The organism is Bartonella sp. AC130YNZD, assembly GCF_042196865.1.
Lineage (GTDB): Bacteria > Pseudomonadota > Alphaproteobacteria > Rhizobiales > Rhizobiaceae > Bartonella.
In genome coordinates, this window is sequence record NZ_JBHIQZ010000030.1 from 1 (window position 1) to 14,433 (window position 14,433).

General features: G+C 35.4%; 14 protein-coding genes. 6 read left to right on the top strand and 8 right to left on the bottom strand.

What is annotated here, in order from left to right; translation table 11 throughout:
* The first annotated feature begins 406 nt into the window (after positions 1-406).
* On the top strand, positions 407-760 hold the full coding sequence (locus tag ACFINU_RS08120; RefSeq protein WP_375628367.1) for a helix-turn-helix domain-containing protein: 354 nt from the start codon (positions 407-409) through the stop codon (positions 758-760).
* A 99-nt stretch (positions 761-859) separates the two neighbouring features.
* Here the strand turns inward: ACFINU_RS08120 and ACFINU_RS08125 are convergent, their stop codons facing one another.
* Positions 860-1,180 (bottom strand): hypothetical protein, encoded by a 321-nt coding sequence (locus tag ACFINU_RS08125; RefSeq protein WP_375618682.1) that lies wholly within the window; start codon positions 1,178-1,180, stop codon positions 860-862.
* Positions 1,177-1,869, bottom strand: coding sequence for an AAA family ATPase (locus tag ACFINU_RS08130; RefSeq protein WP_375618681.1), 693 nt, complete (start codon positions 1,867-1,869; stop codon positions 1,177-1,179). The genes ACFINU_RS08125 and ACFINU_RS08130 overlap by 4 nt, the downstream gene beginning before the upstream one ends.
* A gap of 285 nt (positions 1,870-2,154) precedes the next feature.
* Here ACFINU_RS08130 and ACFINU_RS08135 point away from each other — a divergent pair, with 285 nt between their 5' ends.
* Together ACFINU_RS08135 and ACFINU_RS08140 are read left to right on the top strand one after the other, a co-directional pair.
* Positions 2,155-2,406 carry a hypothetical protein gene (locus ACFINU_RS08135; protein ID WP_004857201.1) on the top strand — a complete coding sequence of 84 codons (252 nt, stop codon included), beginning with the start codon at positions 2,155-2,157 and terminating at the stop codon, positions 2,404-2,406.
* Positions 2,403-2,801, top strand: a complete 399-nt coding sequence (locus ACFINU_RS08140; RefSeq protein WP_375618680.1) for a type II toxin-antitoxin system VapC family toxin — start codon at positions 2,403-2,405, stop codon at positions 2,799-2,801. The genes ACFINU_RS08135 and ACFINU_RS08140 overlap by 4 nt, the downstream gene beginning before the upstream one ends.
* 420 nt (positions 2,802-3,221) lie before the next feature.
* On the opposite strand, the gene ACFINU_RS08145 is transcribed toward ACFINU_RS08140, so the two are convergent.
* Genes ACFINU_RS08145 through ACFINU_RS08165 form a run of 5 tightly spaced genes read right to left on the bottom strand, consistent with a single transcriptional unit; the run spans position 3,222 to position 9,393 of the window.
* A complete protein-coding gene (locus ACFINU_RS08145) occupies positions 3,222-4,562 on the bottom strand; it encodes an MATE family efflux transporter (RefSeq protein WP_375618679.1) in 1,341 nt (446 codons plus the stop codon).
* Positions 4,550-5,947, bottom strand: a complete 1,398-nt coding sequence (locus tag ACFINU_RS08150) for a hypothetical protein (protein WP_375618678.1) — start codon at positions 5,945-5,947, stop codon at positions 4,550-4,552. The genes ACFINU_RS08145 and ACFINU_RS08150 overlap by 13 nt, the downstream gene beginning before the upstream one ends.
* Positions 5,941-7,311 (bottom strand): FAD-dependent oxidoreductase, encoded by a 1,371-nt coding sequence (locus ACFINU_RS08155; protein WP_375618677.1) that lies wholly within the window; start codon positions 7,309-7,311, stop codon positions 5,941-5,943. The genes ACFINU_RS08150 and ACFINU_RS08155 overlap by 7 nt, the downstream gene beginning before the upstream one ends.
* On the bottom strand, positions 7,274-8,239 hold the full coding sequence (locus tag ACFINU_RS08160; RefSeq protein WP_375618676.1) for an NAD(P)-dependent oxidoreductase: 966 nt from the start codon (positions 8,237-8,239) through the stop codon (positions 7,274-7,276). The genes ACFINU_RS08155 and ACFINU_RS08160 overlap by 38 nt, the downstream gene beginning before the upstream one ends.
* Positions 8,236-9,393: an aminotransferase class I/II-fold pyridoxal phosphate-dependent enzyme gene (locus ACFINU_RS08165; RefSeq protein WP_375618675.1), complete on the bottom strand. Its 1,158-nt coding sequence runs from the start codon at positions 9,391-9,393 to the stop codon at positions 8,236-8,238. Before ACFINU_RS08165 ends, ACFINU_RS08160 begins: the two co-directional genes overlap by 4 nt.
* A gap of 170 nt (positions 9,394-9,563) precedes the next feature.
* On the opposite strand from ACFINU_RS08165, the gene ACFINU_RS08170 reads away from it, so the two are divergent.
* Genes ACFINU_RS08170 through ACFINU_RS08180 form a run of 3 tightly spaced genes read left to right on the top strand, consistent with a single transcriptional unit; the run spans position 9,564 to position 13,199 of the window.
* A complete protein-coding gene (locus ACFINU_RS08170) occupies positions 9,564-10,799 on the top strand; it encodes an acetyl-CoA carboxylase biotin carboxylase subunit family protein (RefSeq protein ID WP_375618674.1) in 1,236 nt (411 codons plus the stop codon).
* Positions 10,786-12,201 (top strand): phenylacetate--CoA ligase family protein, encoded by a 1,416-nt coding sequence (locus tag ACFINU_RS08175; RefSeq protein ID WP_375618673.1) that lies wholly within the window; start codon positions 10,786-10,788, stop codon positions 12,199-12,201. Before ACFINU_RS08170 ends, ACFINU_RS08175 begins: the two co-directional genes overlap by 14 nt.
* Positions 12,198-13,199, top strand: a complete 1,002-nt coding sequence (locus tag ACFINU_RS08180; RefSeq protein ID WP_375618672.1) for an enolase C-terminal domain-like protein — start codon at positions 12,198-12,200, stop codon at positions 13,197-13,199. Before ACFINU_RS08175 ends, ACFINU_RS08180 begins: the two co-directional genes overlap by 4 nt.
* A gap of 412 nt (positions 13,200-13,611) precedes the next feature.
* Here ACFINU_RS08180 and ACFINU_RS08185 read toward each other — a convergent pair whose 3' ends face one another.
* The gene (locus ACFINU_RS08185; protein ID WP_156851371.1) at positions 13,612-14,265 is read right to left on the bottom strand and encodes a recombinase family protein; all 654 of its coding nucleotides are present in this window, start codon (positions 14,263-14,265) and stop codon (positions 13,612-13,614) included.
* Positions 14,266-14,433: the final 168 nt, after the last annotated feature.

The window sequence follows — 14,433 nt, forward strand, 5'->3', positions numbered from 1 at the left end:
TGGTCTCCTTGACACTAAGAACCAAGACTTGTTAGTCCTCTCATTAAAAGCGGATCTGATCTCATGATTTTGGTGAGCGTTCCAGAGAGTTTGAGAGGCAGATAGCCTTTCATTAAAAATAAAGTTTATAAATAAAAACTATTTTTATTTGCCAATCTTCTGAAATTACTTTATTAATTGACATGTGATTTTGATCGTCTACGCAACGGTCAATAGGGATTTGAAAGCCTGAAAACTCGCTAAACAAAAATCGATACCACTTTAATGGTATCCCCGGAATTCCGGGGGCTTTTGCTATGTCCAAGTATTATAAATACTAAAAGCAAAAGGCTGATCGAGTTCAGTGCTTTCAAACTCCCGGAATACTAATGCGAGGGCGCTCGCACCCGGTAGGGGGGAATTTAAAGTGCAAAACAAAACTCCACATTTTAATGATATTTCTGTAGGGGAAAAAATTCGCGATAGAAGAAAATTCATGGGAATTTCTCAGACAGAATTAGGAAACAAATTAGGAGTAAGCTTCCAACAAATCCAAAAATATGAAAAAGGCTCAAATCGTGTAGGAGCTGGACGCTTGCAGGAAATCGCTAACATACTAGATGTTCATATCTCCTTTTTTTATACCGACATTTCACAAAAAAGAAATATTTCATACCCTTATGATGAAGGAATTTCCAGTAAAGAATACTGCCTTTTAAGAGGTTTTAGACAACTAAAACCTAAAAAACAGAAAGCAATTTTGTGGTTGGTTTCCGAATAGAATGAATACTTTTAAAATTATATTACATACAGCTATCTTCTCTCTTCATAAGAAGATTTTAAATATTTATTACGTATTTTGTACGTAAATAATAAATAATCATCGTTTATTTTGTGTGTAATTGTTATTTAAGTAATTTTCAATAAGACGATTAAGAAAATCACCACCATCTTCATTAAGTTCGTCTGCTAAAGACCAAAAACTGTCTCTTACTTCTGGTTCAAGTGCAAGTGTTAATCGTGCTGTTTTTAAACTACGTCTTCTACGTCCACTACCACGTTTTGTTTCTACACTATGACGTGTCGTAAAACCATTATTTTGACCTATCTTACCTAATTCTTGTTCATCTACTTTTTGTGCTTTTGTAAACGGTTTTAAATTTTGAAGATCCGGTAATACAATTTCAGCTCTTTTTGTCATGCTACTTTGTCCTTTAATAAATTTTCATTATCCAATACCTTCACAACAGCGTTAGCAAAAACCGTTGCATTTTCTTGTGCTGCTTGAGGATTATTCACATCAGAAGATGCTAAATCAAAGAGAGACCCCCCTATCTGAAAAAGAGCACTAAAAGCTCCTCTTTCAGTTAATGAAGCAGGCAAAATAGGAAGGTTAGCTTTTTCTAACGTTTTTTCTATATGCTGTCCTTCGCGACTGTTTAAGGTATTAGTCATAGAAAATACGATACGAAAAGGTATTTCTCTTTTAAAAAACTGACTCTGTTGTTTTATTAAAGCAATGATCTTTCCTATCTGATCTCCATCAAGTTGTTTTTTTCTCATAGGAACCAAAACTAAATCCGCTCTCCCTATAGCAAAAGAAGCCGCAAGATTAGCAGAACCTTCAAGATCAACAATAACAAATGGAAACTGTTCTACAGCATCATCAATGCAAGAAACAATATTCTGTTCTGTAACATTTCCAGAAACTTCTATATTTTGGGGCATTGTATCTACAGATCTTTTCATCCATGTCACAAGTGGTTGATTTGGGTCTGCATCAATTAATTTCACCTTAGATCCGGCTTTAGCAAAAACGTTAGCTAATACTAATGCCATTGTGGATTTTCCAACACCACCTTTTGTTGAACACATAGTAATTACAGGCATTAAGATATTCCTTATTCAATGAATAAACACCAAATAAATACAATTTATTTATTACGTATTTATTAAAATTATAAATAATAATTATTTATTTTGTAAATAATTTATTATTTACGTACAAAATACGTAATAAATATTTATATCTTGTTAATTTCAAATCAGGTATAATCGGGTGTGCACATTCCAGTATGCAAACGAGTTTATTTCACAATTTCGTTTCTTGTGAGTAATTGATTTTTACATTACTTTTATATATATTAGATAATTATATAGTAAGAGGAATTTTTTATGTCTTCATTAACAGTTACAGCAAAAGGACAAATTACGCTAAAGCGGGATTTACTACAGCACCTTGGTGTTAAACCAGGTGAGAAGATTGACTTTGATAAGTTACCAGGTGGTGAACTTCGTATAAAAGCGTCACAGCCTACAAGCACTATTGAGAGCTTTATTGGACGATTTTCTGGAAAACTAAAAAAACCTCTAACCATTGAAGAAATGAACGAAATTACAGCTTCTAGTTGGGCTGGGAAAAAATGAAGATTTCTGTAGATACAAATGTTCTGGCTCGTGCTGTTTTACAAGATGATAAAAAGCAAGGGGAGGTAGCAAGTAAGATTTTAAAAGAAGCTTCTCTCATAGCTATTTCTCTACCTTGTCTATGCGAACTTGTTTGGATACTTCGCCGAGGTGCAAGACTATCAAAAGAAGATGTAACTGAAATGTTAAGAGATCTGTTAGCAACCAGTAATGTAGTAATGAATCGACCTGCTGTTGAAGCAGGGATTGCTATTCTAGAGTCTGGTGGTGATTTTGCAGATGGAATAATATCCTACGAGGGTAATTGGTTAGGTGGTGAAATCTTTGTTTCGTTTGATAAATTAGCAATCGACCTGTTAAAGAAAAATGGGAAATCAGTAAAACTCCTTTCTTAATGAGTAAGCTAATACCTATAAAAGAACAAGCTATAGATATTGATGTTGATTTTCCAATACCATCTTTTGTTGAACACATAGTAATTACAGGCATTAAAATATTTCTTATTTAGTAAATAAACACTAAATAAATATCATTTATTTAGTACGTATTTTGTAAATATATAATAAATATTTATTATTTATGTATAATTAGGTATATATTCCAGTATGCAAGCAGATATTTTACCAGCTTAACATCATTAGTTGAAAAAGATCTTTTAATACGTCATGGAGGAGGGCGATCAACTTGGTATAGCTTGCCTTAATTCTCCTATGCTCTTGGCATAGTGATAATTGGCTTAGTTTTTGTAGGTTTTATATTTTATCAGTGAAGCTATACCTTCACAGTAAGTGCTTACGACACTCTTATAATACTCATCATACCCCCAAAATAGAATTGCGTTTTATTAAATAACCCACGCGCATATAGTTAAAGAGAGAAACGATTAAGCTGGCACCAATCATGCCAAACCAATAACCTATAAAGCCATATTCAAAAAAATGCGCCATTAGCGCTCCCCCTAATAGGCCTAACCCCCAATAACTTATTGCTACAACAATTGTTGACCAAAACGTATCAAGCAAGCCCACAAGTATGCCATTGAGCATAGCTCCTAAAGTGCCAAAAGCAAAAGACAATAAGACAAACGGAAGCAACTCCCAAGAGAAAACAACAACGCGTTCTGAAGAAATATTAAAGATGGTTGTAAGGATGAATCCATAAGAGAGATAAACAATCCCTGATAAAAACAAAACATAAGCTACAGCAAAAACTGTGACACTCATACGCAATTGTTTTAGAGCCATATTATTCCTATCTGCTCTATACCACGCTGCTATTGTCGCGGCTGCGCTGGAAATCCCCAAAGCCACCACAGAAATAAGCATATCGAGACGCATCCCTATCGTATGCGCGGCCAAAGATTCATCCCCATAAGCCGTAATCATAAATGCAATGACCGAAGGAAAGCCCTCCGCAATAAGAATACGTATACCAATGGGTAGCCCTACTCGCAGCAATTTTATTATTCGTGAAATCTCTAACTTTGGTCTCAAATAATTAAAGCGAAAAGAATGAAAAGCAGAATTGCGGGACAAAATTATTGCTGCTGCAATAACAATTAAAATACGGATCAAACTGCTCGCAATTCCTGCACCAAAGACACCTAATCCACTTGCAGAACCTATACCAAAAATAAGCAGCCAAGAGATAAGAAAATTCACAAGGATAGCCGCAAGCATAACCCAGGTTAACGGCTTTGGATTACCAATTGCTGACAGTAATCCCCTGCTATTCACATAAAGATAAAAAAACACCACCCCTATAGCAGCACCACTATTATATTCCTGCGCTATATTGGCAATTGTCCCATCTTGGCCGAGAAAACACAAAATATTCCTCGTGTTGAGTAAAATGATCGCACTCATCATTCCAATCAAAAGGGAAAGCCATATTCCTTGATCAAACCATGTCTTCAATGCATATCTATCTTGTCTACGAAAACTTTCCGCAAGTTTTGGTGCAACCGCGGTAATAATACCTAGTCCCAACAGCATAACAAAACTAAACATACTCAAAGCTAACATTGTACCACTCAAGGCTTGAACACCTAAATGTGCTACAAGTGCTGCATCTGTGAAGGAAATCATCATCTGAGATATAAACCCAACAGCCAGTGGCATACCAAGAGAGAGCAATTGCTTTATCACAACAAACATTGTGAAAGCTCCTTCCATATTGAAGGGCTTATTAATCCTGGATTTTTTAAACAAAACGTATTGATTTTTTCCGTCAAGTCTTTCCATCGCAAATCTTGCGTAAAAGATGCATAATGAGAACTCATTAAGCTAAGAGGAGATGCCCAGTTCTTAAAAGAGAAGCGCAATGCGCCTTTATTGTTTTTTTGGACTTGATGCCATGCGTTTTTTTGTACAACATTATGCCCCCAAGCAGTTACAATCGTTGATAAAATATCCTCTGCTAGCCTTCGTTCATCTTGCACATCCATTTTCAGTATTTTCAATAAAATTTTTTGGAAAATTTCTTGATACAAAACTTGATATGCTCCTCCTAAAAAACGAATTCTTGGCAATAAAGAACCACTTAAAAATATAAAAAATAAACTAGGGACCAATCGTCCTGTTCGAAGATTTTGTACAATAGAATTAGTTTCAAAATCAATACGCACTCTAAAACGATCTGAATATAAAGCACCATCTCTTAACTGGAGAGGACGTACACGTCCCTCAACCGATAGCCAAAATAGATCTGTGGCAGTGGGAATGAAATTTTTCCATAGCCCTTGTGATTCTAGTTTAAGCAATTCAACCAGTTTTACTAATCGTCCATCATCTATAAGACGTCGCATAAAACTAGGCCGCTCCAATAATTCTATTGCGTATATGGCAAAAAATGGTTCTCGTAATGTGATAGTAGAAATATTATGCCCCTGCCTAAATTGCTCGAATACGTATTCATTAAGATTATTAATGTGCGTTACAATAGCTGTTTTAGTATTTAGTAAATGTTCTGGAAACGTTGCTTTCAGAAACTGCCTACGCAGCCAAGATTGAACTTCTGATGATAAAGCAATATCATCTTGGTATTCGCTAACACTTTTCTTAGCCAATCGTCGCCGAGGCATTTCAAAAATTCTACAGGATGTATCACCTATTCGAAGCCAAGCTGGACCACAACGAGCATGTTCTTCTAGAGTTACAGTTGAACAAGTAAACATCATATTGGTGACATTTCCCATAAGTTCGTGTCCACGAATCGAAAATGCCATTGTAGAACTAAAATCATTATCAAACATCAAGCGATAATGAGGTCCTGTTTGGATTACTGGATTCTGTAAAATTTCATCATGTGCTCGTTGCGCTCGTTGTGATCCCCAGCGTTGTTCAACTTCAGAATATAGGCATTCAGCAAAAATTTTTCGCTCTTCCTGCACTAAAGAGCCAACGAATTTTAGTTGACTAGCATTATGGGTTACTAAGGCATAGTCATTTAATGACAAATTAGAATCAACATCTATAAGCTGAAATGCCGTTGGACAATATATACGCGCTATAGTAAAAACATCTAATTTTTTCTCTAACAATTAAGACATTCTCCTCTATAAATACGGCTTCTATGTCCATGTGCAAATACCTGTTGAGGATCATATCTCTGGCCTAATTCATAAAACATTTTAATCTTGTCTATAGAATACCCTTTAATTAAATGTGTTTCATTCGCGCTAGAATAATTAGAATATTCCCCAACAGTGCCGTAGATAGCAAGCTTGTTGGCAGATTGTTTTACCCAAGATATAAAAAGGTTATCATGGTTCAATTCCTCCCAGCGTGCAGACACCAAAACACCTACCATTGAATTCCGCAGAGGATAGCATGAGTTTATTGCTTTTGATTGTAAAACTCGCTGATTATAAAATTCTATCATGACTGCGCAACGTGAGGACGGAGCTTTATCACAAATTTCTTTTAATACTAATGAATTTGGAAGTACTGAACCAAAATGCACTGATTTCCAATAACCTCGCATCGGAGGTAAAAAATCAGAGTCAAAATTCGATTGCCAGTCTGTATAAGCTACTTCTTTTACATTTGACCAGTCGCCTCCTATAATTGATTGCAAACGATTTAACTCACTCAAATCATCGCCAAAAGAACACAAGTCTACTGATAGCTCAACCCCAGTATAAATTTTACGAAGAACTGGAGCCATTGAAACGGTAGAATATTGTTTTTTAGAGTGGCTTTTACTAAGCTTATTTAATACGCTTACACAATCCTTCTGAGAGAAGAAAATAGAGCCAGCGGTAATTTTTTGCAATGGAAGTGTATGAAAGCGGAGTTCAAGGATTAAGCCAAATCCGCCCATCCCACCACCACGACACACAGACATAAGTTCAGGGTGGCTTTTATCATTTACCTCAATAAGCTCTCCACCTTCAAGCAAAATACGCACGCTATGTAGATAATCGCACGTTAGACCAGCTGATCCTACCAACCAACCTATGCCCCCTCCAAGCGTTAAACCAGTAATACCTGTATCACTTACTGTGCCTGCAGGTATACAACGTTTGTGTACCTCAAGTTGTCTATCAATGTCTTGAAGACATGCTCCAGGTTGTATAATTGCTAAATCTGAAGCCCAATTATATTGAACACCTCTAAACGGCGAAAAATCAATCAGTATTCCGTTATCTATTGTAGAGAATCCGCCGATATGGTGTCCTCTACCTCGAACAGCAAGATTCAAACCCAATTCTCTACGTATTTTTAATACAGTCCGTAAAGCTTCTACATCAAGCGTTTGAATAATTGCCATTGGCCGTCGATCATGCATACGATTGTAAGCCAAACGAATATTTTCATACTCTCCTTCCTCTGGAAAAATTAAATTATTAGGATCAATTTCATCCTTAAGCCGTCTCTGGGCCTTTATAATATTTTCTTGCATAATGATTTTCTTTGCTATCCATACTTTGGAGTAATTTATCTGTACCCATGGCAATCATACGTGCCCAAGCTTCATGTGAATTAGCCGCTATATGAGGTGTTACATAGAGCCCATGATAGGATAATTCTTTTCTATTAATTTTTGAAGGCAGACAAGAAGAGAACAGATCTAAACTCACATCAAGAGCCACTGCGTCGAGATGTCCATCTTTTAAGTTATTAATAATACTTAAAATATCAAAAACTCGTATATCAGATATTCCTACGATTGTACGAGCTTTTCTTCCAAAAAGCGAAGAGCTTATTAAACCTTCTGTTTGTGTATTCAGATCGCAACAAACAATTACTGTAGAAGTTGTATTAAAAAGTTCTTCTAAAGAAACATAAGTTATTTTAAGCTTTTCTTCTACGTCTAACTTACGAGAGCGGCTAGTGTATGAGACATCACAATTAAAGCCTGACCGAAGTATGCATGCTACTTGATAACCAATTGCACCTAACCCCAATATCCCAATACGAGAGTTTGTTACTTCTTGAGAACGGCATCGTACCATTGAGTTTAAAACAGACCCAATAAGATTTCTACGCGTTGCAAGCATTTGTGCGACAGCAAATTCCGCTACAGCAAGTGCATTTGCACCAGGAGTATTAAGTACCTTGATACCGCGCTCATTTGCTGCTTCTATATCTACAAAAGAACTCGCACCAGCCGCCAAAACAACTATGACCTTCAATTCCGTTGCTTTATAAAGAAGTTCATAATCTAAATATTCGTTCCCACCAAGAAGATAAAAGTTTGTGTCAGGTAAAATTTGGTCTAGTTCTTTTTTAGAGTTTTTGCCTGTTAATGTTAAAACCTGCCCATTACACGAATTTACATAATTCAATATTTCTATAGGTACTTCAATACCAGAAACTAGAACTTTCATTCACCCCCTCCCTTGTGTTCTAGGTATTCAGCAAGAATGCTAACGCCCTGTTGAAATACACCCAACGGTTTCATAAGGCTTATCCGGAAATTGTTTGTAGTCTCTGGACTTCCAACATTAGCCCAGAAAAAATTACGTCCCGGCAATACTGCTACTCCTAACGTTTGTACTTTTCTTACGAATTCTAAGTCGTTTAAACTAAACTGCGGAATCCTCATCCATTCAACGCCAATTAAACTACTTTTGGCATTGTTATCTATATGTTTTTCATTAATTTTATTACGAAGAAATTTTCTCCGTAAAGCAACTATCTCATGAAAATTTACTAATGGACTAACACCTGTAAATGCTTCAGCAAAAAATTCTGATAAAACGCCTAAAGTAAATTTAGAAACACAAAGATAAATCTCGTTATAAAGTTCTCTCAACATAAACATATGATCAGCAGAGCATGATAAAAGACTTGCTTTCATATCTTGTGTAGGAAAAACTTTCCCTGTATCTTCAAATATAATATAGGAAGAATTTGTTTTATTAAGAATCTTATAAGAGTCCCAAGTTTGAGGATAATAAAGTCTAAAACTAGCATCAATTATGATTATTTTATTAGCTCGTTTGCATTCTTCAACTATATGGATAAATTCATATTCCTTTAAATTAGTTCCTGTAGGATTATTTGGATTTACAAGGAATAATGCGTCAACTTTAGAAAGATTTTTTCTTAGGTAAATAGGATCAATAAGTTCACTTTCAGTAACCGGGAATATAGGTACACCACGCCGATGGAGCAAAAGCGCTAGATTATCAAAGGTAGGATAAGTAAGAAGAGCTTTCATATTTCTATGATTTAAGTAAGATGCCACCAAATCAATTGAATTTGACGCTGTTGGAAGTATCATAGAATCTGCTACTTCGCTCAATCCAGAAGAAGATATTAAATTACCATAACAATGGATAAATGATTTCTCGGCGGCCAAGATAGACTGCTGCTCTGTCGCATGCCATATCTCACTCATCCTTTTTACTATTTTTTGTTGGCAGTCCGTACATTCCTGGTAAGCATGTCCATCTGCTAAATTTAATTCAATTGAAAATCCTACCTGCTCATAATCCGTAAGAGTTGTTTTAGAAATAAAACTATCTATCTTGACCATATATTATCCCCCATTAAATAGTCTAGTTTTTTTAATTTAAATCAATAAAAAATATAAATATGCAATTGACATGTAGCTAATAAAATATACTCTTACAGGCTATTATAATATGTAGCAAGATCTAATATAAAATTTTACTTTCTATATCTACAATGCATGAGGGGGTGGTATTGGTATCAAACACAAAAATTTTAGTCGTTGGTAAAGGATTTTTTGCATACAGGGGCTATATTCTAGAAGAAATGCACGCTGCAGGCTTAGAAATTTGGTTGGCGGACGATGAAGTAAATGAGCATAGTGACATAGGGATAATTAGTAAATCAATAAAAATCAACTTTGATGCAGATCCCATATCTGAAGCTGAACGTTTACTATGTAAATCAAAACTGTGGTCTAATGTAACAGGCATTTGCTATATTGAAGGTCTTTTATCTTGGGCAGCTGATTTCTTTGCTAAGTTAGGAATATGTTTTCTTTCTCCCTGTCAGACAAATTTAGTTAGAAGTAAATATGCCCAACGCGAGGCATTTACGCATTCAAATATAATGTCTCCAAAATATAGTGTAGGCTCCCCCTCCTCATTACAAAAACAATCTATAGATTTTCCAATAGTTATTAAGCCAGAGAAGGGCTATTCTAGCATTGGTGTACAATTTGTCTGTTCAAAAGCAGAACTTCGTGAATACTTTAATACAAAAAATAATGTGTATTCAGATAATTTTATAGTAGAAAGCGTAATTTTAGGTCAAGAATATAGTATAGAGGGATATGTGCAAAATGGTAATGCAGTTGCTCTAGCAAAAACGGTCAAATTCAAAACACCTTTGCCATTTTTTGAAGAAATAGGGCATTTTTGTTCACGAGAAATTAAGCCCTCTCCTTTGGAGAAAGAATTTTTTATCCAGGTTGTTAGAGCACTTGATATTCATGACTGCATATTTCATCTTGAGTATTTCCAATCCAATAATCAACTTATTCCAGTTGAAATAGCTGGGCGTTTAGGTGGGGATAAAATTCCATATCTACAACGTCGTGTAACAGGAACAAGTCTTGTCTTGAGTTACCTTGGGATTCCTCACAAATTTATTACCACAGTAACAAGCGGGATTGGTATTGTCTTTTTTATCCCTACAGAAGGCGGTACTGTGAGTAATAATTTTCCGTCTCTAGATTTGAGTAATAATTTGCAAGAGCATTACGTGGAAGTTAAACCAGGGCAAAAAGTAGCTGCAGCTCCTAAAGATTTTTTTGTTCGTTTAGGTTTCTCAATTGTAGAAGCTAATAGCATGGAAGAATTTATCTCTATAAGCAATGAACGTATTTCCCTCTTTGAAAAAGATTCAGGCGTGAAGCTTCATCGCCTCATATCTCCAGATAGCAAGAGCCTTGAAAATGAAAGAATCTAGTAAAGTTTTTGACGTAGAAACACAGTGCACAATCAATTTAGAAGTAGCACCATATATAAGACGCAGCAAGCGCTTTTTACGCGAAACGGTAGAAGCGCAAAAAAAGTTGTATAAAAAATGGATGAAGGAAAAAGCTACCTTACGAAAAGCTCTACGGATTCCACCTGCCATTCGTCGACAAATACAATTTCAGCAACTAGTAGAATTAGTTGATTTTGTTTATTTAACAAAACCATTTTATAGGGAATTATACCAAAATGCAGGATATGAAGTTGGATGTTTACGAACGTGGTCAGACTTTGAATGTTTACCTATCGTGTCAAAGGAAATGATGGTAGAAGCTGAATTTGATAAACAATGTATGTCTACGATAAAACCAGAGGTATTACACTCTGCCCGCACCTCTGGCTCTAGCGGTTTAAATTTAACTATTTATCAAGACAGCGATAGTGTTTACTTTCGACACGTTCGGTATATGCGACACTGTGAGTTACTTTTGAGCCGCCAAATGAAAGCAACAGACCTTCGTTATGGCATTTATTTTGTAGCAGAACGTTTTACTTCTCTCTTGGGAGATTATAAATATGTTACTGTTTCCCAAGATGCACCTACAAAAGTTGTTGAAACACATCTACGTGAGCTAAAACCTGCATTATTGCTTTCTCTTCCAAGCTATTTACAAAGGCTTGCTAGCACAGGACTTAACTTAGAGAGCATTGGCATCGAAGCGATTGGTACAAATTCAGAGCGTAGTAGTTTAGAAGAGCGAGTTAACTTATCTAAAAAACTGGGGATTCCAGTACTAGATGAATATTCCTCTGAAGAAATGTCATTAATTGCATATGAATGTAACTGCCGCCAGTATCACTTAGTAGAGGACAGTGGTTACTTCGAACTCATCAATGTTGGTAAGGACGGATATGGAAAACTCGTGGGAACATCTTTTGGTAATAAAGCCATGCCCTTTGTAAGATATGACCAAGGTGATTTGGTGCGTTTCTCATCGTCAGAAAATTGTACTTGTGGATCTACTTTTCGGATGATTCAATCCTTTAGGGGGAGAGAAGATGAACATTTACTGGACGGATCTAACAATTTTGTACCAGCAGATGTAATCCTGGGACTTTGTGATGAAACTCTAGTCGACTATAAATCAAATGTACTAGCATATCAAATTGTTCAAGTTGCTCAAGATAAGGCAATCCTTTACATAAAGCCTATTGACCTTTCTAAAGGCTTAGACAATCGGTATGTAAAAGAATTCATAACTCGCTTCTCCTCACTATTTCATTATGTGGAAATGCAGATTTCTATCTCTGTAACAGATAAGTTAAATACATTTCTTTCTGGAAAAAGGCAACTAATTAGAGTTGAGGATTTTTTAAAAGGAAAAGTTTTATGACTTACTTAAATACAATTAAAATCACTAACATATACATAGAAACCATTACCCGATCTTTAACTTACCCTTTTCGTATAGCAGGAGAAGTGCACTATGACGTACTTACTTTAACAGTAATACTTGAACATAAAGGAATAATTGGTAGAGGCGAATGTAATCCCTATTCTGTAAGTGGTCATAATCTTGAAAGTGTTCAAGCTGAAATTGAAGCCGTGCGAAAACTGTTATTATGCGGAATAAATCGGATAGCTCTCTTAGAAGTTATGTACCCAGGTCCTGCACGAAATGCTGTCGATTGTGCTCTAATAGATTTAGAATGTAAAATTCTCCAGACCCCTGTAAATAAACTTCTTGGTATAGAAACTTCCAAAGAAATCTGTACAGCCCAAACTATTGGAATTCTGCAAAATAATAAAGAATTAGATTATTTCACCGATAAACAACTTCCAATCATCAAGTTAAAGGTTGATAATTCCACCTCTACCAGTGTAATTTCTAAACTAAAAGATATCTTTCCAAATACTCAATTAATTGTTGATGCAAACGGCAGTTTAAAGGTGTCTTTAAGCGAATGGCTGTACGAGCTTAACAATAATAGCGTCAAAGTTTTAGAGCAGCCTGTTCCTTTCGGTAATGAGGACCTGCTCTTGCAAGTTAAACGCGGATCAGTATTGATCTGTGCCGATGAGAGTTTTTTAAATGTCAATCATTTCGACATAGCTTTAAAATATTACGATATGATTAATATAAAACTTGACAAAATTGGGGGTGTTACGGCCGCTTTGAACGCCATTCAGATAGCAAAGGCTAATGGGCTGCAAGTTCTCATAGGTTGTATGCTTGGCACTTCACTTTCCGCAGCACCATGTTGGTGGCTAGCACAAAAAGGTGATCTAATTGATTTAGATGGACCAACCATGTTATCTCAAGATATCGACAATGCTATGGTGTGGTCATCTGGTAGAATAAGTAAACCAAAGAAAGAGCTATGGGGATAAAAGTAAAGAAAATCAACGTATGGATAATAAAAGACTATTAATGCTTTCTTTATTGTAAAAAGAGAAGGATATCCTTCTAATTCTAAGGACGTAAATCACCTGTAACTGCCAATATATCCTAGCAATTTATCATTTTAACAAATAATCCTTCTTATCAAAGAAAATGATGGGAGTAAAAACTTGGCACGAGAAGATATCCGCTGAAATTATATTTTATGAAGGTAATTGGCTAGGCATGATACATTTGTTTTGCTTGATAAATTAGCAATAAACCTGTTAAAGAAAAACGGGAACCTAATAAAATTCCTTATTTACTAAATAAACACTGAATAAATAACATATATTTATTAATTATGTATAATTAGGTATATATTCCGATATGCAAACAGATATTTTTTCAGCTTAGCTTACCTTAATTTTCCAATGCTCTTGGCATGGTAATGAGTGGCTTAATTTTTGTAGGCTTGATATTTTTGCGTTTAATAAATAAGCGCAAGGTATTCACACTAACTCCTAATGTCTTAGCAATACGGTTCTGTGATAAACCAACATTTATAAAGGCTTGAATTTCATCAATGTGATTGTCCAGCTTTAATTGCGTAGCAGTACTTCCTTTTGGGCGTCCTAGTTTTATACCACGTTGACGAGCAACACTTAACGCTTCTTTTGTACGTGTTTGAATTAAATGTCTCTCAATCTGCGCTACCATACCTAATACAGTTGCGATGATATCACTTTGTAAACTACCGTCCATGATAAGATTTTGTTTTGTCACGTGAAAAATTAAGCCACGTTCACTAGCGGCTTTGAGAATTTCTAGGACAGCAAGAGAAGAACCAGCTATACGAGAAAATTCAGGAGTTAATAATACATCTCCTCGTTCTGCTTTTTCAATTAAAGCACCAAGCTTACGCTTACGCCAATCTTTTCCTCTGCTTGCAATTTCCTCTTCAATGTGAAGTGGGGCAAAGCCATGTTTGTTAGCATATTCTAACAAGCCAAATTTTTGATTTTCTGTATCTTGTCCATCACGAGAAACACGCAAGTAAGCGTAAAATTTTGTCATGTTCAGTAAAAATATCAATTTAGATTTAAACTGATATATTTTTATTTAAAAAAAATGTCAAATAAATATATATTTTTCTATCAGAAAAAACGATCGTTTTTTCTGATAGAATAATTAAAATGATCAATGATAAAATAGGAAATTTGATTGATCAGATTTAATCATTAG

Bases quoted from the DNA above. Each gene is read 5' to 3' on its own strand.
- ACFINU_RS08125 (WP_375618682.1), bottom strand. From the start codon at position 1,180: ATGACAAAAAGAGCTGAAATTGTATTACCGGATCTTCAAAATTTAAAA.
- ACFINU_RS08130 (WP_375618681.1), bottom strand. From the start codon at position 1,869: ATGCCTGTAATTACTATGTGTTCAACAAAAGGTGGTGTTGGAAAATCC.
- ACFINU_RS08135 (WP_004857201.1), top strand. From the start codon at position 2,155: ATGTCTTCATTAACAGTTACAGCAAAAGGACAAATTACGCTAAAGCGG.
- ACFINU_RS08140 (WP_375618680.1), top strand. From the start codon at position 2,403: ATGAAGATTTCTGTAGATACAAATGTTCTGGCTCGTGCTGTTTTACAA.
- ACFINU_RS08145 (WP_375618679.1), bottom strand. From the start codon at position 4,562: ATGTTTGTTGTGATAAAGCAATTGCTCTCTCTTGGTATGCCACTGGCT.
- ACFINU_RS08155 (WP_375618677.1), bottom strand. From the start codon at position 7,311: ATGCAAGAAAATATTATAAAGGCCCAGAGACGGCTTAAGGATGAAATT.
- ACFINU_RS08160 (WP_375618676.1), bottom strand. From the start codon at position 8,239: ATGAAAGTTCTAGTTTCTGGTATTGAAGTACCTATAGAAATATTGAAT.
- ACFINU_RS08165 (WP_375618675.1), bottom strand. From the start codon at position 9,393: ATGGTCAAGATAGATAGTTTTATTTCTAAAACAACTCTTACGGATTAT.
- ACFINU_RS08175 (WP_375618673.1), top strand. From the start codon at position 10,786: ATGAAAGAATCTAGTAAAGTTTTTGACGTAGAAACACAGTGCACAATC.
- ACFINU_RS08180 (WP_375618672.1), top strand. From the start codon at position 12,198: ATGACTTACTTAAATACAATTAAAATCACTAACATATACATAGAAACC.
- ACFINU_RS08185 (WP_156851371.1), bottom strand. From the start codon at position 14,265: ATGACAAAATTTTACGCTTACTTGCGTGTTTCTCGTGATGGACAAGAT.